This window comes from Cellulophaga baltica, from assembly GCF_018861125.1.
GTDB lineage: Bacteria > Bacteroidota > Bacteroidia > Flavobacteriales > Flavobacteriaceae > Cellulophaga > Cellulophaga baltica_A.
The window spans coordinates 129,468-148,286 of the sequence record NZ_JAHKQN010000013.1; the positions used below are offsets into that span (position 1 = coordinate 129,468).

Sequence of the window (18,819 nt, forward strand, 5' to 3'; positions counted from 1 at the left end):
GTTGAGAACAAATTATAACAATATACAATCATGGCAAAAGAAATAAAATTTGACATAGATGCACGTGACGGCCTTAAAAGAGGAGTTGACGCGCTTGCAAACGCAGTAAAAGTAACATTAGGACCAAAAGGTAGAAATGTAATTATTAGTAAATCATTTGGCGCACCTTCTGTAACTAAAGATGGTGTTAGTGTTGCTAAAGAAATTGAATTAGTTGACCCGTTAGAAAACATGGGAGCACAAATGGTTAAAGAGGTAGCTTCAAAAACTAATGATTTAGCTGGTGACGGTACTACAACGGCAACTGTTTTAGCTCAGGCAATTGTAAAAGAAGGTTTAAAAAACGTTGCTGCTGGTGCAAACCCAATGGATTTAAAAAGAGGAATTGACAAAGCTGTTGAAGCAATCGTTGCTGATTTAGCTAAACAATCTCAAAAAGTTGGTGATTCTTCTGACAAAATAAAACAAGTAGCATCTATTTCTGCCAATAACGATGAAACAATTGGTGAGCTAATTGCTCAAGCTTTTGGCAAAGTTGGTAAAGAAGGTGTTATTACTGTTGAAGAAGCCAAAGGAACAGATACTTATGTTGATGTTGTTGAAGGTATGCAGTTTGACAGAGGTTACCTTTCTCCTTACTTCGTAACTGATTCAGAAAAAATGGTTACTGAATTAGATAACCCATATATTTTACTTTTCGACAAGAAAATATCTACAATGAAAGATATTCTTCCTGTTTTAGAGCCAGTTGCTCAATCAGGGAAGCCACTTTTAATTATTGCTGAAGATGTTGATGGTGAAGCATTAGCTACGTTAGTTGTAAACAAATTAAGAGGTTCTTTAAAAATTGCAGCCGTTAAAGCTCCAGGTTTTGGTGATAGAAGAAAAGCTATGCTTGAAGATATCGCTATTTTAACTGGTGGTACTGTAATTTCAGAAGAAAGAGGTTTTGCATTAGAAAATGCATCTCTAGATTTATTAGGTACTTGTGAAAAAATAGCTATTGACAAAGACAATACTACTATTGTAAATGGTACTGGTAATGCTGATAACATTAAAGCTAGAGTAAATCAAATTAAAGCTCAAATTGAGTCTACAACTTCTGATTACGATAAAGAAAAATTACAAGAGCGTTTAGCTAAACTTTCTGGTGGTGTTGCTGTACTTTATGTAGGTGCTGCTTCTGAAGTAGAAATGAAAGAGAAAAAAGATAGAGTTGACGATGCATTACATGCAACTAGAGCTGCCGTAGAAGAAGGTATTGTTGCTGGTGGTGGTGTTGCTTTAGTTCGTGCAAAAATTGTACTTTCTAAATTAAAATCAGAAAATGCCGACGAAGAAACAGGTTTACAAATTGTAGCTAGAGCCATTGAAGCTCCTTTACGTACTATCGTTGAAAATGCAGGTGGTGAAGGTTCAGTAGTGGTTTCTAAAGTATTAGAAGGCAAAGGAGATTTTGGTTATGATGCAAAATCTGAACAATATACTGATATGATGAAAGCTGGGATTATCGATCCTAAAAAAGTAACTAGAGTTGCTTTAGAAAATGCTGCTTCTGTATCAGGAATGATATTAACTACAGAGTGTGCTTTAATTGACATTAAAGAAGATGCTGCTCCTGCTGGCCCTCCAATGGGTGGCGGTATGCCAGGCATGATGTAGTACTAAAATTACATATAGAAAACCCGTTAATTGATTAAATTTAATTAACGGGTTTTTTTATTAAAAAAGACATATTTTTAAAAGATATAACCATATGATAACAATAAAGCCCTTAGAAAAGAGTTTTTTTGCAAACCTAAACTAAACGTAATTGTAAATGGATTTCTCTCTTGTCGTGATTTATCTGGGTTTTACCCTAGCCGCTTACTCTGTAGTCGGAAATGACACCATTCAAACTTTAGGAACTTTTTTAAGTTCAAATGAAAGAAAAAAATGGTGGGTACTCTGGTTATTTGCTGGTAGCATATTGGCTTTCACACTTATTTACGGTTATGTTGCTTATGATGGTGATGTATCTTATGGCCGTTTGACTAAATACCCAATGCCCGATCCTTTTGCTTGGTATTATATATTACCTCCAATAATATTAATGCTTTTAACAAGAACAGGTATACCTGTTAGTACTTCTTTTATGGTACTAACATTTTTTAACCAGAAAAATTTGAATGACATGGTTATCAAATCTATCTCTGGTTATTTAGTGGCTTTTGCCGCCGCAATAATTTTATACGCAATTGTATCAAAAGTATTAGAAAAGAAATTTATTGAAAACCCAATTACACCTAAACAACGTAAAATCTGGACAGCTTTACAATGGTTCTCTACTGGGTTTTTATGGTCACAATGGCTTATTCAAGATTTCGCCAACATATATGTCTACTTACCAAGAAAATTGGAGTTATGGCAATTGCTATTTTCATTAGTTATTATATTAGGAATGTTAGCTTTTATTATCGCTAAAAAAGGTGGTAAAATACAAAAAATTGTAAAGTCGAAAACCAACACGGTAGATATTCGTTCTGCGACGCTTATTGATTTATCTTATGGAATAATACTGTTTTATTTTAAAGAATTAAATAATGTACCTATGAGTACGACATGGGTGTTCATTGGTATTCTTGCTGGTAGGGAAATTGCATTAAACTTTATGCTAAGAAAAAAGGAAGGTCGAAGAGATATGTTCAAAAACTTAGGAATGGATTTGGTAAAAGTTTTTATTGGATTAATTGTAAGTATAGTTCTAGTATATGTTGTTAAATATTTAGCTACTTTATAAATAGTATATATTTTTAATAATAATTGAAGTGTAATAATAAAAGAAAAGAGATGAAAAGTATATTATTCCCTACCGATTTCACAGAGCTGTCATTGAATGCTTTTACATACGCAATGGAATACGCTCAAAAGTCTAATTCTAAACTTATTGTTTATCACACATATTCTGAGAACAGTGAAATATCTGAAGAAACTCAAAAAGTTTACAATAAAGTAGATATTCAAAATTTCAGAAGTAAAAAAGATAAATTCCCTCCTTTTCATAAACTTATAAAAGAAAGTAAAGCAGGAGATTTAAAAGTAAAGTATGTTGTTGATGAAGGAAACTTTATCGATTCATTAAAACAATATATAATACGCAAAGAGGATAAAATAGAATTAATTATCATGGGGACTCAAAATAAGCAAAACAGCTTGTTTGATATTTTCATGGAAACAAATACTATTAAAATTCTCCAAGATATAAATAAACCTGTAATTGCTATTCCTGAAAAAGCTAAGTTTGATGGCTATTTAAACAATATTGCATTTTTAGTAGATTATCGTGAAGATGAAAAAGAGCCTTTGGAACAAGTTATTCTACAGACTCAAGAATTTGATTCTAAGTTACACGTAATTCATTTTGATTTAGCACACAGTGAAACAATATCTCCATTAATGAGCGCTTTTAAAGATTCACTGCAGTTAAAAAACCTCAATAATGTAGAATTTAAAACTATAGATACTATTAACCTTAAAAAATCATTATCACAATATTGTATAGACAATTCTATTGATATGATTTGTGTGATTAATCATAAACGTAATTTTTACCAACGTTTATTTTCTTTTAGTTTAGCAGAAGATATTTTAAATCATTTAGATATTCCTGTAATGGCTATCTATAGTGAGTAAATAAAAAACCGCCTCAATAAATTTGAAGCGGTTTTTACATTTAAAGGCACTCTTATTAATGTGTAGCCCCATCATCAGAATTATCGTCTCTATATAAACAACAAGGGTGAACACTATGGTAAGCTTCATCTGTTGCTTTTAATTCTTTTGTATCATGACCAACAGCTACAATGGCTGTTTTTATCTTCATTGGGTTTGTTTTACGCTCATCAAGTATTACAGATAATTGATGCGTAGGAATATCCCAAGAAGCATATTTCACACCTTTTACATTTAGTGCAGCTTTTTCAATACGCTCTTTACACATGGCACATTTACCATTTACATCAAATTTCATTTTTTTGTTCTTTTCTTGAGCAAAAGAAACTGTTGTAATCAACAATGCAAAAACTGCAATTAGTTCTTTTTTCATATTTATTTTATTTAATTGTTTTTAATTTATTTTAAATCTAAATCCTGCATAAAACATCCTACCCATAATAGGCGCATACACAATTGTAGTATCAAAATTTGAACCAAAAGGGTCATCAGCTCCTAAAACAGGGTTTTCTTGTGTTACATTTGATAAATTTTCTCCACCTGCATATATTTCAAATACATTAGAGAATACTTTGGTTATTTGTGCGTTCATATGATTATACGGTGAAGAATATTCTTCTAACTGATATTCTTCTGGATTAGTACTTGTGTCAGGCAATCTTTTTTCCCCCAACCTATGTAATGTATAATCAAAACGCCATTGTGCACCATTTTCTTTAGGCTTTGTCTCATATCCAATATTTGCAAAAAATCTATTTTGAGCAAGTAATGGTTTTTGCAATGTTCCACTTTCATAGTCTGCCGAAACATCATAATATTTATAAGCTGTTCTCACATTTAATTGCGGTAGAATTTCATAATTTAATTCTACTTGAAAACTATTTGCATAACTTTTACCTTCCAAATTATAAAAAGAAACTTCTTGTGGGTTTTCCCAATCAACAACTATTTGATTTTTAAAATCTGTTCTATAAAAATCAAAAGTTATATCTCCTTTTCTATTAAAAAAATTAAAACCTTGCAAAAAGCTCACACCGTAATTCCAAGCATCTTCAGGGTCTAAACCATAAATTTTACCGCCTGAATTTTTTATCACAATTTCTCTAGATGACGCAAACAATTGTTGATTCTCTGCAAAAATATTAGCCGCACGTTTTCCCCTACCAAAAGAACCTCTTAAACTTGCATGTTCCCATGGCGTGTAACGTATATGAAATCTTGGAGTAACAAAAGCCCCTAAACTATTGTGATCATCTACACGTAGACCTGCTGTTAAGCTAACCTTTTCAAGGTTCTCATAACTATATTCAAAAAAAGCACCAACAGACCTATCAACTCTAGAATAATCTATCGTATTTACAAATTCATCATACCCATCATAAGCAAAGGTTAAACCTGTTTTAAATTTATTTCTGGTATCTCCTAAAATGGAATTGAAGATTAGGTTTGAATATATGCTCTCATGATTAATATCGTAAGTTCTTACTCCAAAATACGAGTCTTGCATATGCTTACTATAAGATGCTTGAAAACCAAAACTTTGATAAGGCAACTCAGGAACAACGTAACCTAATTTTAAAGAAGTATCAAACCTACGTGTATCAATCTCACTTCCCCAAACTTCATCTCCGCTAAGCGTAAAACCCTCATTTCTACTTAATAAATCCACCCTATCTGTATCAGGATTAAAGTTTGTTTCACCAACCTGCTTTTCATCATTTAAAAAACGAATATTAAAAAAACTTACCCATCCTTTTTCTGCATCTTGATACTGCCAACGGTTCATTACATTTATTTGGTTAGATAATGGTGCATCTAAAAAACCATCTTCATTGTCATCCTCTTTCTGTGTTCGCTGATTAGCATGAACATACAAACCAGAGCTCCACTTATTGGTTAGTTTTTTATTAAAATGCGCATTTATTTCTTGTCTTCCGTTTTCATTTAAATAACCATTTACAAAAACAGCATTATCAGTTAAAGGCTTGACTAACTCAGCATTTATTTGCCCAGATATACTTTCATAACCATTTACCACACTACCTGTACCTTTTGTGATTTGAATACTTTCAACCCAAGTACCCGGAGTAAATGTTAATCCGAATGCCTGTGAAGCACCACGTACCATTGGAATATTCTCTTGTGTAATTAAAAGGTACGGACTTGTTAACCCTAACATTTGTATTTGCTTTGTTCCTGTAAGTGCATCAGAAAAATTTACATCAATAGACGGGTTTGTCTCAAAGCTTTCAGAAAGATTGCAACATGCAGCCTTTAATAGTTCTGCACTATTTACAGTTACTACATTTTGAGAACTAAAATAGGACTTTTGTACGGCATCACGTTTTTGTTGCACAACTACCTCATTTAATGTATTTGATGCTTTTAAGGCATGTTTAATTATTTTTGGCTCATTAATTGTCAAGGTATCAGATTCAAAACCTACATAACTAATTATTAATTTATTAAATTCATTTTTATACGGAATAGAAAACTTTCCGTCAATGTCTGTTACTACTCCTATTTGAGAATTCATCCAGTACACATTGGCTCCAGGAAGTCCTAAATTAGGATTAGCATTTTCAACAACTACCCCTTCAACATTTTCTTGCGAAAAAATTAACCAAGGCATAAATACTGTTGCCAATACTATTATATATTTATTCATTTAAACTTTTTATTTTACTTTAATTAATCTTAACTGTTCGTAATCTCAAAGCGTTTACAATTACTGAAACAGAACTAAAACTCATGGCCAAGGCTGCTATCATTGGAGAAAGCAACACACCAAAAAATGGAAATAAAACACCCGCTGCAACAGGAATACCTATTGTATTATATAGCAATGCAAAAAATAAATTCTGCTTGATGTTTTTCATCACTGCTACACTTAATTTGTATGCTTTTACAATTCCATGCAAATCACCTTTTACTAATGTTATTGCTGCGCTTTCAATTGCAACATCAGTACCCGTACCCATTGCAATACCTACATCACTTTTTGCTAATGCAGGTGCGTCATTTATACCATCACCAGCTACAGCTACTTTTTTTCCATCGCTTTGTAATCGCTCTACTTCAGCAAGCTTGTCTTGCGGTAACATTCCGGATTTATAAGCCGTTAAATTTAGTTCTTGAGCAACTGCTTTCGCAGTATCTTCATTATCACCCGTAAGCATAACAACCTCAATTCCTATTTTTTGCAATTCATGAATCGCTTTTTTACTCGTCTCTTTTATTTTATCACCTATTACAACAAAACCAACAGCCTTTTTATCAACAGCTAGATAAGAAACAGTTTTTGCTTGTTTTTGATAACTAGTTACTTCCCCTTTTAAAGAATCAGAAATGGTAATATCATTATCTAACATCATTTTTTCATTTCCCAGAGCAATAGTCTCACCGTCTATAACACCTTTAACTCCTTTACCTGTAACAGCATCAAAATCAGAGACTTTTAAAAATGTTGCATTTTTTGATTTTCCGTAGTCAACTGTAGCTTCCGCTAATGGATGTTCACTTTGTTGATTTAACGAAACAATGTATTGAAGTACTTTTTCTGAATCAAAATCGGTTTTATTTCCAACTTTTTCAACAGTAGGTTTTCCTTCTGTAATTGTTCCGGTTTTATCAATAATAAGTGTATCAATCTTATCCATTCGCTCTAAAGCCTCTGCATTTTTTATTAAAACACCTGATTGTGCACCTTTACCAACACCGACCATAACTGACATTGGCGTTGCCAAACCTAAAGCACAAGGGCAAGCAATAATTAATACTGCAATTGCATTTACTAATGCATATACATAAGCAGGGTCAGGACCAAAAACAACCCAAACAACAAAAGTAACTACAGACACAAACACAACTGTTGGCACGAAGTAACTTGCAATTTTATCTGCTAATTTTTGAATAGGTGCTTGACTTCTGCTTGCCTTATTCACCATGTCAATAATTTGAGAAAGCAATGTATCTGAACCTATTTTTTCGGCTTTCATTACAAATGAACGTTTACCGTTTATAGTTCCAGAACTAACACTATCATCTTTATTTTTCTGAACAGGAACAGGCTCACCCGTTATCATAGATTCATCAACAGTACTATCTCCTTCTATAATAATACCATCAACAGGAATTTTTTCACCAGGTTTCACTCTTAATAAATCACCAACTGCAATTTTATCCATTGCAATAGTTTCTTCATTACCATCAACTATTCTAACAGCTTTATTAGGTGCTAATTTTAAAAGCTCTTTTACTGATGAATTTGTTTTTCTATGTGCACGAGCTTCTAAAATTTGACCAAAAAGCACTAATGTTAAAATAACAGCCGTTGCTTCAAAATAAACATGAACAGTACCTTTGTCAGTTTTAAACTGATCAGGAAAAAAATCAGGAACTAAAATTGCAAATACGCTAAAACACCAAGCTACACCTGCACCAATACCAATTAAAGTAAACATGTTCAAATTCCATGTTTTTACAGAACGATAAGCACGCTCAAAAAACATCCAAGTTGCATAAAAAACCACAGGTATTGATAAAGTAAATTGCACCCAATTCCAATATTTTAAAGGTAAAATATTATTCAACGGATTATTAGGTATCATTTCTGACATCGCAATTATAAAAATTGGCAAGCTAAAAACTACAGCTATTTTAAACTTTCTTAAAAGTTTATTATAACTTTTATCTTCCGCTGAAGCACTCGGTTCCTTTGGCACTAAATCCATACCACAAATTGAGCAATCACCAGGCTCACCCTTAACCACTTCAGGATGCATAGGACAAGTATACTCTTGCACATTCGCCATTGATGAATTCACTTCCTCAACCAAATCCATGCCACAGACAGGACAATCACCAGGTTCATCATAAGTTTTATCACCTTCACAATTCATTGGACAATAAAACACACCATTCCCATTTTCTTGTGTCTCAGTTTTTTTTACTTCATTATGCTTATGATCACCTAACTTATGAATTGAATAATGTCCACCATCAGCCTCCATTGCTTTTTGCAATGTTTTTAAACTGATTTTTTTATTCGTCTCAAGCGTAGCTTCAGCTTTTTTTAAATCAACTGATGCATTAGTAACTCCTTTGACTTTAGCCAAAGTTTGCTCAACATGAGTTCTACACCCATTGCAAGTCATCCCGTGAATATGATATATATTTTTCATTATCTTAAACTTTAAAAATACACTACAAAGTTACTGGAGCAATGCTGTTTTCTTTTGACTAGTTATGGTTAATACTTATACAATTTGGTCTAATGACTTACGATCCCAATCTTGGAAGTTTTTGTATTCTGACATTGACAAACCTGTTTGATTTTTAAATTGTCGCGCTAAGTGACTGCTACTTTTATAACCAAGCGTATAGGCAATTTCCGAAAAGCTCAAACTATTCATTTGAATAAGTTCTTTCGTTTTTTCAATTTTTAAATTGATAACATATTTTTCTATTGACAAACCCTCTGTTTTACTAAAGAGCTTACTTAAAAGAGCATAATCACGATTCATTGTTTTTGATACATAAGAAGATATATTTTCATCTTCATTAATTATATCAGGGTTAACAAAATCAATAAGTATTGATTTTATTTTTTCAAGTAGAATTTCATTCTTACCAGCAATTAATTCAAATCCATTTTTCTCTAAAGCATTTTTAACTTTTTCGAGATTTAGACTATTATCTGAAGCCACAATTACTTGACCAAGTTCTACACTTAGTAATGTAGCACCTAGTTCTTGTAATGATTGTGAAACAATCATTTTACAGCGGTCACAGACCATATTTTTTACATAAAAAACTGTTTGCATTGTAGCTTTATCTAATTGAATTATATAACAATTACTTAAGTACTATTTTATAAAACAGCACTTTACACTTATAATAAGTGATAAGAATAAAACTATGAAAATCAAATTATGAAAACATCGTCTAGCAACTGAATATCTTTTACTAAACGTGGAGGAGAATAATCTTTATGAGGTATGTTTTCAGATTTTACATCTTGAAACAAACCTAAATATGAATACGAAAATGAAAAGAGAAATAATTGTTGTTGCAAATCAAAATCATCACCAGAAGGTTTTACATTATCAAGCCCTTGAACAGCAATTACCTCATCATCACAACAAGACTGCTTTCCCAAATCAGTAGGGGTTGCACCATCTGAAGTAAGATTCATTCCGCAATTTTCAGCTGGTGTGAAAAAAGCAACATCAATTAAAACATCCATACAATAATGCTTTTCTACCTTCCAAGAAGTGGTAGAAACCAATAGCAATAAAGCCATTGATACTGCAAATATGTTATGAATTAGTTTTTTCATTAGCACAAAATTACTAAATAAATCAATGAAGTGATTAACATACTGTTGGCATTAACTATAATTTATGTAAAAAAGATGTATAATTTTTAAATATTATATTCGACTTTTGCATAAATAATTTAGGCACACACTACTTATGTTTGAAAATTTAAGAAACGAAGTTTTAGAAATAACAAAAGCTTCAGCAGATTCAGATTTAAAATTGCAACAAATATGTGATTTACTTAAAGCGAATGTAACACATTACGACTGGGTTGGTTTTTATTTTAAAAACGGAGATAAAAATGAATTGAAGCTAGGCCCTTATGCAGGAGCTGAAACAGACCATACCATTATACCTTTTGGAAAAGGTATTTGCGGACAGGTTGCCGTAAGTAATGAAAATTTTGTTGTACCAGATGTACAAGCTCAAGATAATTACATTGCATGTAGCATTACAGTTAAAGCTGAAATTGTTGTACCATTATTTATAAATGGTGAAAATGTAGGACAAATAGACATAGATTCTAACACTCCTGACCCATTTACAACCGAAGATGAGCGCTTTTTAGAGTTCATAAATGCAGAAGTTGCTAAAATTCTTTAAAACTTTGGCTTTTTGTTAATAAGATGAAGGGTTTTTTAATTTCAAAAAAATTACTTTTGTATGCTTAATTAAATTAATATTAAGCACTCGAAAATGAGCACCACAAAAAAAGCTACATCAGCATTAATTTCTGTTTTTCATAAAGACGGATTAGAACCAATTGTAAAAAAGTTTCAAGAATTAGGGATTACCATATACTCTACTGGAGGAACTGAAAAATTTGTAAAAGATTTAGGCATAGATGTAGTTCCTGTTGAAGATGTAACAAGTTACCCTTCAATTTTAGGTGGTCGCGTAAAAACATTACACCCAAAAGTATTTGGTGGTATATTAAACCGTCAGGATAATGAAAATGATCAAAAACAATTAGCAGAATTTGAAATTCCGCAAATTGATATTGTGATTGTTGATTTATACCCTTTTGAAAAAACTGTTGCTAGTGGTGCACCAGAACAAGATATTATTGAGAAAATAGATATTGGTGGTATTTCATTAATTAGAGCCGCCGCAAAAAACTTCAAAGATGTACTTTGTGTTTCTTCAATGGAAGATTATGCTGAGGTTTTAGAGTTAATTTCCGCTAACGAGGGAACTACAACAATTGAAGATCGTAAGCGTTTTGCTGCAAAATCATTTAATGTATCATCACATTACGATACTGCTATTTTTAATTATTTTAATAAAGATAAGCAAGAGACTGTTTTAAAAGTTAGCGAAACTAATGGTCAAGTTTTAAGGTACGGAGAAAACCCACACCAAAAAGGATTTTTCTTTGGTGATTTTGAAGCGATGTTCAACAAACTTCATGGAAAAGAATTATCATACAACAACTTATTAGATGTTGATGCTGCTGTGAATTTAATGAATGAGTTTAAAAATGATGAACCGACATTTGCTATTTTAAAACATAACAATGCTTGTGGTTTAGCTTCAAGAACTACATTACACCAAGCTTATGTTGATGCTTTAGCAGGTGATCCTGTTTCTGCTTTTGGTGGTGTTTTAATCAGTAATAAAGAAATTGATAAAGCTACTGCTGAAGAAATTCATAAATTATTCTGCGAAGTAGTTATTGCACCGAGTTATGCCGCTGACGCTCTAGAAATTTTGAAAGGAAAGAAAAACAGAATCATTTTAATACAAAATGAAATTGAATTACCAGAAACATCAGTACGTACTTGTTTAAACGGTGTTTTAGTTCAAGATAAAGATAATATTACAGATGCTGCAGCTGATTTAAAAACAGCAACAAAAACAGCACCAACAAGTCAAGAAGTTGAAGATCTACTTTTTGCATCAAAACTATGTAAGCATACAAAATCGAATACAATCGTATTAGCAAAAAACAAGCAGTTATGCGCAAGCGGAACTGGACAAACATCACGTGTTGATGCCTTAAACCAAGCTATTCATAAAGCAAAATCATTTGAGTTTGATTTAAATGGTGCGGTAATGGCTAGTGATGCATTTTTCCCTTTTCCTGATTGTGTTGAAATTGCTCATAATAGTGGAATATCAAGTGTAATACAGCCTGGTGGATCTATAAAAGATCAATTAAGCATTGATTATTGCAATGAAAATGAAATTTCTATGGTAATGACAGGAACACGTCATTTTAAACATTAATTTTGTTCTTTCATCGATTAAACTTACATTTAGTCCACAACCAAATAATTTAGAATGGGATTTTTTGATTTCTTAACAGAGGAAATAGCTATAGATTTAGGTACAGCTAATACTCTTATTATACACAATGACAAAGTAGTTGTTGACAGTCCATCTATTGTTGCCAGAGATAGAGTTAGTGGTAAAATTATTGCCGTTGGTAAAGAAGCCAACATGATGCAGGGTAAAACCCATGAGAATATAAAAACTATTCGTCCATTGAAAGACGGTGTAATTGCCGATTTTGATGCTTCTGAAAAGATGATAAACATGTTCATTAAGAACATACCAGCTTTAAAGAAAAAATGGTTTCCGCCTGCATTACGTATGGTAATTTGTATTCCATCTGGTATTACTGAGGTTGAAATGCGTGCAGTAAAAGAATCCGCTGAACGTGTAAATGGTAAAGAAGTCTACCTAATACATGAACCAATGGCCGCTGCAATTGGTATTGGTTTAGATATTATGCAACCAAAAGGAAATATGATTGTTGATATAGGTGGTGGTACTACCGAAATTGCAGTTATTGCTTTAGGTGGCATTGTTTGTGATAAATCTGTAAAAATTGCAGGTGATGTTTTTACAAATGACATTATTTATTACATGCGTACACAACACAACTTGTACGTTGGAGAAAGTACTGCTGAAAACATAAAAATTTCTATAGGTTCTGCTACTGAAGATTTACAGACACCACCAGATGATATGTCTGTTCAAGGTAGAGATTTATTAACAGGAAAACCTAAACAAGTTCAAATATCATATAGAGAGATAGCAAAAGCTCTTGATAAATCTATTTTACGTGTTGAAGATGCTGTAATGGAAACATTATCGCAAACACCACCAGAGTTAGCTGCTGATATTTACAATACTGGTATTTATTTAGCAGGTGGTGGATCTATGTTAAGAGGTTTAGATAGAAGATTATCACAAAAAACTGACTTACCTGTATACATCGCTGAAGATCCATTAAGAGCGGTTGTTAGAGGTACTGGTATTTCTTTAAAGAATTTGGATCGATACAAAAGTATCTTGATAAAATAGCAAAAGTTATGACTCCTAAAGTAACTCATTACTTTAGGGGTTTTAAACTACCCAAAAGAGCTGAAGTGAATGCAACGCATTATCAATTTTATAATTAGGAATAAAAATCTGTTACTCTATTTATTCCTGTTTGCTATTAGTTTGGCATTTACGATACAATCACATTCTTATCATCAATCAAAGTATTTTAATTCTGCCAATAGCATAACTGGTGGTATCTACAATACTTCAAATAGTTTTTCTTCTTATATAAACCTAAAAAAAGAGAACGAAAAACTAGTGCAAGAAAATATGCAACTTCGTAATTATCTAATGAATAAAGAATATAATGTAGAAATTCCTATTGATAGTACTGCATTTGACTCTATATTTTTAGACTACACTATTATAGGCAGTAGAATTATAAAAAACAGCTATTCTCACTTAGATAATTACATTACACTCAATAAAGGTTCTGAAGACGGTATAAAACAAGATATGGGTGTTGTTACGCCAACTGGTATTTTAGGAATCGTAGAAAATACAAGTAAGCATTTTTCAAGAGTGCAAAGTGTTTTAAACCGAAAATCGAATCTAAACGCAAAAATTAAGCACACTAATAATTTTGGTTCTTTAATCTGGAATACAAAAGATTACAATACGGTACAGCTTGTTGATATTCCTAGACGAGTAAAATTAAAAGTTGGTGATACTATTTTAACTGGAGCATCATCAAGTATTTTCCCTGAAAATATTCCTATAGGAACAATAAAAGCATTTGATTTAAACACTTCCAAAAGCTCTTATAGTATTGATATTACATTGTTTAACGATATGTCTAATATTAAAAATGTATATATCATAAATAATAAAAATAGACTAGAAATTGAACAATTAGAATCTGAAACCCAGAATGGCGACTAATTTATATTTTATAAATATTATCAGATTTATTGTGCTCGTAATAGCACAAGTTCTTGTGTGTAATAGAATTGGATATATGGGTTTTATAAACCCTATGATTTACATTCTGTTCATCTATTGGTACCCCATTAAACAAAACAAGTCTATATTTTTGATAGTTGCTTTTTTATTAGGTTTTACAATTGATGTTTTTTCAGACACTCTAGCTTTTCATACTGCCGCTACAATTACTATCGCTTTTTTAAGGCCATCAATTATGCGTTTTTGCTTTGGCGTTAACTATGATTTTCAAAACTTCAAACTTACCAGCGTACCAAGATTACAACAAATTGCATACCTAGCATTCCTAGTCTTTATACATCATACTGTATTCTTTTTGCTAGAAGTTTTTAGTTTCGCTAATTATATTCTAATTTTAAAGAAGATATTCGTCGTAAGTAGCGTATCATTAGTTTTGTGTATTTTATTTAGTTCCCTTTTTAGTGTTAAAAAAGAATAAAATATTACGTAGAACTATTTATTAGGTGCGATATTTATTTCCTTTGTAAACCCCTTTTCGAGTACTGCGTAAAATGAAAAAAATACTTTTATCTTCAATAATTATAATAATCGGACTTTCATTTGTCGGGAGACTATCTTATTTGCAAATATTTAAATATTCCACTTCAACAGTAATAGAAGATCCTGCAATTAAAGCTATTTATGATTACCCTGAAAGAGGCCATATTTATGATCGTAATGGCAAATTATTGGTTGCAAACCAACCCGCTTACGATGTTATGGTTATCCCAAGAGAGGTTAAAAAATTAGACACTTTAGAGTTTATTAATTTACTAGGAATTGAAAAAGAACGCTTTTTAAAACAGCTTAACAAAGCTAAAAGATATTCCACAAGGTTACCATCGGTAATGGTTCCGCAACTTTCAAAAAAGGATTATGCCCGTCTACAAGAGAAAATGCGTAAGTATGAAGGTTTTTATATTCAAAAACGATCATTGCGATATTATGATACTGATAGTGGCGCAAATGTATTTGGATTTATATCAGAAGTTAACGATTACGAGCTAAGTGAAAATCCATACTACAAACAAGGTGAACTTAAAGGCCGAACTGGAATTGAAAAAGAATACGAAGAGTTACTACGTGGCCAAAAAGGTGTAAAATATATACAGAAAGATCGTTTTAATAGAGATATTGGACCATATAAAAATGGTGCTTTAGATACTTTACCTGAACAAGGAAAAGAAATTACGATTACTATTGATAAACTACTTCAAGAATATGGAGAAAAATTAATGAATGGTAAACGCGGTGGAATTGTTGCTATTGAGCCAGCATCTGGAGAAATACTTTCTATGATTTCTGGACCAACATACGACCCTTCACTATTAGTAGGTAGAGAACGTTCTAAAAATTATACAAAACTATATAATGATTCCATTGCACAACCAACTTACGACAGATCTGTGTTAGCGCAAACGTCACCTGGATCGCCTTTTAAAACCATTAATGCTTTAGTTGCATTACAAGAGCATGTGATAACACCAGAAACAAGAATACAATGTTATAATGGCTTTTATGTCGGGAAAAAGAAAAGAGGTTGCCACTGTGGAGGCGGACACAGAGATTTAATTACCGGTATTGCAAAATCTTGTAATGCCTATTTTGCTGGTACATTTAGAAAAATATATGATAAATATGAAACGTCTGATGAAGCAATGGATGTTTGGGATAAACATGTAAAAAGTTTTGGGTTAGGTAATTTCTTAGGCTCAGATATACCTACTGGTAGAAGTGGACTAATCCCCACTAAAAAAACTTATGACCGTATGTATGGTGATAATAGATGGTCATCATCATACATTATATCAAATGCTATTGGTCAAGGTGAGGTTTTAGTAACACCAATTCAGTTAGCAAACATGACTGCTGCTATTGCAAATCGCGGATACTATATTACACCACACGTTTTAAAAAAGGTTGAAGGTGAAAAAATAACTAATCCTAATTTTACCGAACCTAAACACACAACAATTGACAAACAATATTTTGAACCTGTAGTACAAGGTATGGCTGATGTGTATGCAAAACCAGGAGGTACCGCTTACTACTTACAAGTAAAAGATATTGAGATTGCTGGAAAAACAGGAACTGTTGAGAATTTCACAAAAATTGATGGCGTTAGAAAACAACTTACTGATCACTCTGTTTTTGTAGCTTTTGCACCTGTTAACAACCCTAAGATAGCAATTGCCGTATATATTGAAAACGGTTATTACGGTGGTAGATATGCAGGTCACATTGCAACTTTAATGATTGAAAAATACCTGAAAGGAGAAATTACCAGAACAGATTTAGAAAAAAGAATGTTGGAAAAAACTTTAGAAAAAGAATATGCCAAACCACTTAGTGGAGAACCTTTTATAATTAATGAGCGTGTTTGGTAAAAGTGTTTTAAAAAGATTAGACTGGCTTTCTATTTTAATATTTATTCTACTTGTAACTATCGGGTGGGTAAACATTTATGCAAGTACCTATTCTGAAGACGAACTAGCTTTCAATTTTTCTTCAATTTACGGGAAGCAAATATTATTTATTGGAATCAATTTTATTTTAATTATTGTAATTCTTGCACTTGAAAGTAACTTCTTTGAACGGTTTGCAAGTGTTATTTACGTAATTGCATTAATTCTATTATTAGGTTTGTTTGTTTTTGGTACTACTATTGCCGGAGCAACATCTTGGTATAACTTAGGCTTTTTTAATTTACAGCCTTCTGAGCTAGCAAAAGTTGCCACTGCATTAGCTTTAGCACGATATTTAACCGATATTCAAACGGATATAAAGAGGAAAAGACATCAATTTTACGGTTTTTTAGTGTTATTCATTCCTGCAATTTTAGTAATTCCGCAACCTGATCCTGGTAGTGCATTGGTATTTTTCTCGTTAGTATTTGTTCTTTTTAGAGAAGGAATTCCTGTATTTTATTTAGGTATTGGCTTATTTACTATTTTAATATTTATATGCACACTAATGTTTGGTACCATATGGATTACCATTGTTTTAGGTATTCTAGTTTCATTATTCTTTCTGCTTAAAAAGAAATCATTTAAAATACCCGTAATACCAATATCAATTGCGCTACTGGTTACCATCTTATTTTCATTATCAGTAAATTTTGTTTTTGAAAATGTTTTTGAACAACGACATAGAGACCGTTTTAGCTTATGGCTAAGTTTGGAGAAAGATCCTAAAAAACTAGAAGTTATTCGAAAAACAATAGGCTACAACACTTATCAATCTGAAAAAACAATAGAATCTGGCGGTTTTTTCGGAAAAGGATTTTTAGAAGGCACACGTACTAAAGGCGATTTTGTACCAGAACAACATACTGATTATATTTTTACAACTGTTGGTGAAGAATGGGGTTTTATTGGCACATCAACCGTAATTATCTTATTTAGCATTTTACTACTACGCTTAGTTTATTTAGCAGAACGACAAAAAAATGCTTTTAATAGAATGTATGGTTATGGTGTAGTCTCAATTTTATTGGTCCACTATTTTATAAATATTGGGATGGTAATTGGATTGCTACCAACCATTGGTATTCCACTACCCTTTTTCAGTTATGGTGGCTCTGGTTTATTAGGTTTCACAGCATTATTATTTATCTTTTTGAAAATGGATTCAAACCGGTTGAAGGAAGGTTTCTAGAATTTCCAGCCGTCACTAACCACTTTACTTTCTAGTTTGTTTTCTAGAGCATCTGGTAAATTTTCAAAAAAATCGATCCCTGTTTTACGTTCAATTTCATCAATAGAAACTAAATGAGATTTAATAGAGGTATTGCTTGCTTCATTTTTAAATAGAAACCCAATCATTTTAACAGCATCACCATCATCACGAGCAACAATCTTATAAAAATAATTAGGGACACTCACATCTTCATCACCAATAGATGCTAGATTATTTTCTAAAACACCAGCTGTAATTACATAAACTGTTCCGTATTTTTTTGCCCAATACCGAACTTGCTTTTCAAGTTCATTCCATATTCCCGCATTAAAAGCATTGTTTTGCGGGCTTATATTACTGGTATAAAAAGTTTCATCATAAGCATACTTTGAAAATCGGCGATCACCCGCTGGACATAAATGACCTCTATCATAACCAGAACCTTTATAATTGCGGTAATCAGCAGATTTAGTTTTAACTTTCGGATCTTCAATAAAGTAAGGCCTTTTTCTATCATCATAAGTCAATTGACTTTTATCTAGTTGATAAGCAACCCATTCAGCTTGTTCATGTTTCTCATTATAAGAAAGCATATAATTATTGTGCTTTACTACCGCACCCGTAGTTGAGCTAGGTATAAAGTTAGTAGCAATACTTGTTACAGCCTCCTTTTTTTCTGGGTCAGAATATGTATCTGGAGTATAAAAATTATCAAAAAGCCAAAAGCCAATAATACAAAGAGCCGTTAAAATACTATAGATAGTTTTTTTATTCATAAGAGCACATCAAACGCACAAGTTACTTTAATTTTGTAACTTATATTACGACTAAT

The 18,819-nt window shown here is 32.0% G+C and carries 15 protein-coding genes; 9 read left to right on the top strand and 6 right to left on the bottom strand.

The window, feature by feature from the left end; all coding sequences use genetic code 11:
• Window positions 1–30: 30 nt before the first annotated feature.
• From groL to KO500_RS03340, 3 genes are all read left to right on the top strand, one after another.
• The gene (gene groL / locus KO500_RS03330) at window positions 31–1,662 is read left to right on the top strand and encodes a chaperonin GroEL (RefSeq protein ID WP_215955081.1); all 1,632 of its coding nucleotides are present in this window, start codon (window positions 31–33) and stop codon (window positions 1,660–1,662) included.
• A 157-nt stretch (window positions 1,663–1,819) separates the two neighbouring features.
• Complete coding sequence (locus KO500_RS03335) at window positions 1,820–2,779, top strand: hypothetical protein (RefSeq protein ID WP_215955082.1); 960 nt, start codon at window positions 1,820–1,822, stop codon at window positions 2,777–2,779.
• Between the two features lie 50 nt (window positions 2,780–2,829).
• Window positions 2,830–3,672 (top strand): universal stress protein, encoded by an 843-nt coding sequence (locus KO500_RS03340; protein ID WP_215955083.1) that lies wholly within the window; start codon window positions 2,830–2,832, stop codon window positions 3,670–3,672.
• 55 nt (window positions 3,673–3,727) lie between these two features.
• Here the strand turns inward: KO500_RS03340 and KO500_RS03345 are convergent, their stop codons facing one another.
• The 5 genes from KO500_RS03345 to KO500_RS03365 all read right to left on the bottom strand — a co-directional run bounded on the left by KO500_RS03345 (window position 3,728) and on the right by KO500_RS03365 (window position 10,051).
• Window positions 3,728–4,084, bottom strand: coding sequence for a heavy-metal-associated domain-containing protein (locus KO500_RS03345; protein ID WP_215955084.1), 357 nt, complete (start codon window positions 4,082–4,084; stop codon window positions 3,728–3,730).
• Window positions 4,085–4,105: 21 nt separating this feature from the next.
• Window positions 4,106–6,379: a TonB-dependent receptor plug domain-containing protein gene (locus KO500_RS03350; protein WP_215955085.1), complete on the bottom strand. Its 2,274-nt coding sequence runs from the start codon at window positions 6,377–6,379 to the stop codon at window positions 4,106–4,108.
• A gap of 19 nt (window positions 6,380–6,398) precedes the next feature.
• Complete coding sequence (locus KO500_RS03355) at window positions 6,399–8,894, bottom strand: heavy metal translocating P-type ATPase (RefSeq protein ID WP_215955086.1); 2,496 nt, start codon at window positions 8,892–8,894, stop codon at window positions 6,399–6,401.
• A gap of 75 nt (window positions 8,895–8,969) precedes the next feature.
• Window positions 8,970–9,536 carry an AraC family transcriptional regulator gene (locus KO500_RS03360; RefSeq protein ID WP_215955087.1) on the bottom strand — a complete coding sequence of 189 codons (567 nt, stop codon included), beginning with the start codon at window positions 9,534–9,536 and terminating at the stop codon, window positions 8,970–8,972.
• A 101-nt stretch (window positions 9,537–9,637) separates the two neighbouring features.
• Window positions 9,638–10,051 (bottom strand): HYC_CC_PP family protein, encoded by a 414-nt coding sequence (locus KO500_RS03365; RefSeq protein ID WP_252732416.1) that lies wholly within the window; start codon window positions 10,049–10,051, stop codon window positions 9,638–9,640.
• A 136-nt stretch (window positions 10,052–10,187) separates the two neighbouring features.
• On the opposite strand from KO500_RS03365, the gene KO500_RS03370 reads away from it, so the two are divergent.
• The 6 genes from KO500_RS03370 to rodA all read left to right on the top strand — a co-directional run bounded on the left by KO500_RS03370 (window position 10,188) and on the right by rodA (window position 17,966).
• The gene (locus tag KO500_RS03370; protein ID WP_215955088.1) at window positions 10,188–10,637 is read left to right on the top strand and encodes a GAF domain-containing protein; all 450 of its coding nucleotides are present in this window, start codon (window positions 10,188–10,190) and stop codon (window positions 10,635–10,637) included.
• Window positions 10,638–10,730: 93 nt separating this feature from the next.
• A complete protein-coding gene (gene purH, locus KO500_RS03375; RefSeq protein ID WP_215955089.1) occupies window positions 10,731–12,263 on the top strand; it encodes a bifunctional phosphoribosylaminoimidazolecarboxamide formyltransferase/IMP cyclohydrolase in 1,533 nt (510 codons plus the stop codon).
• 54 nt (window positions 12,264–12,317) lie between these two features.
• Window positions 12,318–13,346, top strand: a complete 1,029-nt coding sequence (locus KO500_RS03380; protein ID WP_215955090.1) for a rod shape-determining protein — start codon at window positions 12,318–12,320, stop codon at window positions 13,344–13,346.
• A gap of 69 nt (window positions 13,347–13,415) precedes the next feature.
• Window positions 13,416–14,249 carry a rod shape-determining protein MreC gene (gene mreC, locus KO500_RS03385; protein ID WP_215955091.1) on the top strand — a complete coding sequence of 278 codons (834 nt, stop codon included), beginning with the start codon at window positions 13,416–13,418 and terminating at the stop codon, window positions 14,247–14,249.
• A gap of 572 nt (window positions 14,250–14,821) precedes the next feature.
• Complete coding sequence (locus tag KO500_RS03390; protein ID WP_215955092.1) at window positions 14,822–16,696, top strand: peptidoglycan D,D-transpeptidase FtsI family protein; 1,875 nt, start codon at window positions 14,822–14,824, stop codon at window positions 16,694–16,696.
• Window positions 16,680–17,966, top strand: coding sequence for a rod shape-determining protein RodA (gene rodA, locus KO500_RS03395; RefSeq protein ID WP_215955093.1), 1,287 nt, complete (start codon window positions 16,680–16,682; stop codon window positions 17,964–17,966). Before KO500_RS03390 ends, rodA begins: the two co-directional genes overlap by 17 nt.
• Here rodA and KO500_RS03400 read toward each other — a convergent pair.
• Complete coding sequence (locus KO500_RS03400; protein ID WP_215955094.1) at window positions 17,963–18,763, bottom strand: DNA/RNA non-specific endonuclease; 801 nt, start codon at window positions 18,761–18,763, stop codon at window positions 17,963–17,965. The genes rodA and KO500_RS03400 overlap by 4 nt on opposite strands.
• Window positions 18,764–18,819: the final 56 nt, after the last annotated feature.

Bases quoted from the DNA above. Each gene is read 5' to 3' on its own strand.
- groL (WP_215955081.1), top strand. From the start codon at position 31: ATGGCAAAAGAAATAAAATTTGACATAGATGCACGTGACGGCCTTAAA.
- KO500_RS03335 (WP_215955082.1), top strand. From the start codon at position 1,820: ATGGATTTCTCTCTTGTCGTGATTTATCTGGGTTTTACCCTAGCCGCT.
- KO500_RS03340 (WP_215955083.1), top strand. From the start codon at position 2,830: ATGAAAAGTATATTATTCCCTACCGATTTCACAGAGCTGTCATTGAAT.
- KO500_RS03345 (WP_215955084.1), bottom strand. From the start codon at position 4,084: ATGAAAAAAGAACTAATTGCAGTTTTTGCATTGTTGATTACAACAGTT.
- KO500_RS03350 (WP_215955085.1), bottom strand. From the start codon at position 6,379: ATGAATAAATATATAATAGTATTGGCAACAGTATTTATGCCTTGGTTA.
- KO500_RS03355 (WP_215955086.1), bottom strand. From the start codon at position 8,894: ATGAAAAATATATATCATATTCACGGGATGACTTGCAATGGGTGTAGA.
- KO500_RS03360 (WP_215955087.1), bottom strand. From the start codon at position 9,536: ATGCAAACAGTTTTTTATGTAAAAAATATGGTCTGTGACCGCTGTAAA.
- KO500_RS03365 (WP_252732416.1), bottom strand. From the start codon at position 10,051: ATGAAAAAACTAATTCATAACATATTTGCAGTATCAATGGCTTTATTG.
- KO500_RS03370 (WP_215955088.1), top strand. From the start codon at position 10,188: ATGTTTGAAAATTTAAGAAACGAAGTTTTAGAAATAACAAAAGCTTCA.
- purH (WP_215955089.1), top strand. From the start codon at position 10,731: ATGAGCACCACAAAAAAAGCTACATCAGCATTAATTTCTGTTTTTCAT.
- KO500_RS03380 (WP_215955090.1), top strand. From the start codon at position 12,318: ATGGGATTTTTTGATTTCTTAACAGAGGAAATAGCTATAGATTTAGGT.
- mreC (WP_215955091.1), top strand. From the start codon at position 13,416: ATGCAACGCATTATCAATTTTATAATTAGGAATAAAAATCTGTTACTC.
- KO500_RS03390 (WP_215955092.1), top strand. From the start codon at position 14,822: ATGAAAAAAATACTTTTATCTTCAATAATTATAATAATCGGACTTTCA.
- rodA (WP_215955093.1), top strand. From the start codon at position 16,680: ATGAGCGTGTTTGGTAAAAGTGTTTTAAAAAGATTAGACTGGCTTTCT.
- KO500_RS03400 (WP_215955094.1), bottom strand. From the start codon at position 18,763: ATGAATAAAAAAACTATCTATAGTATTTTAACGGCTCTTTGTATTATT.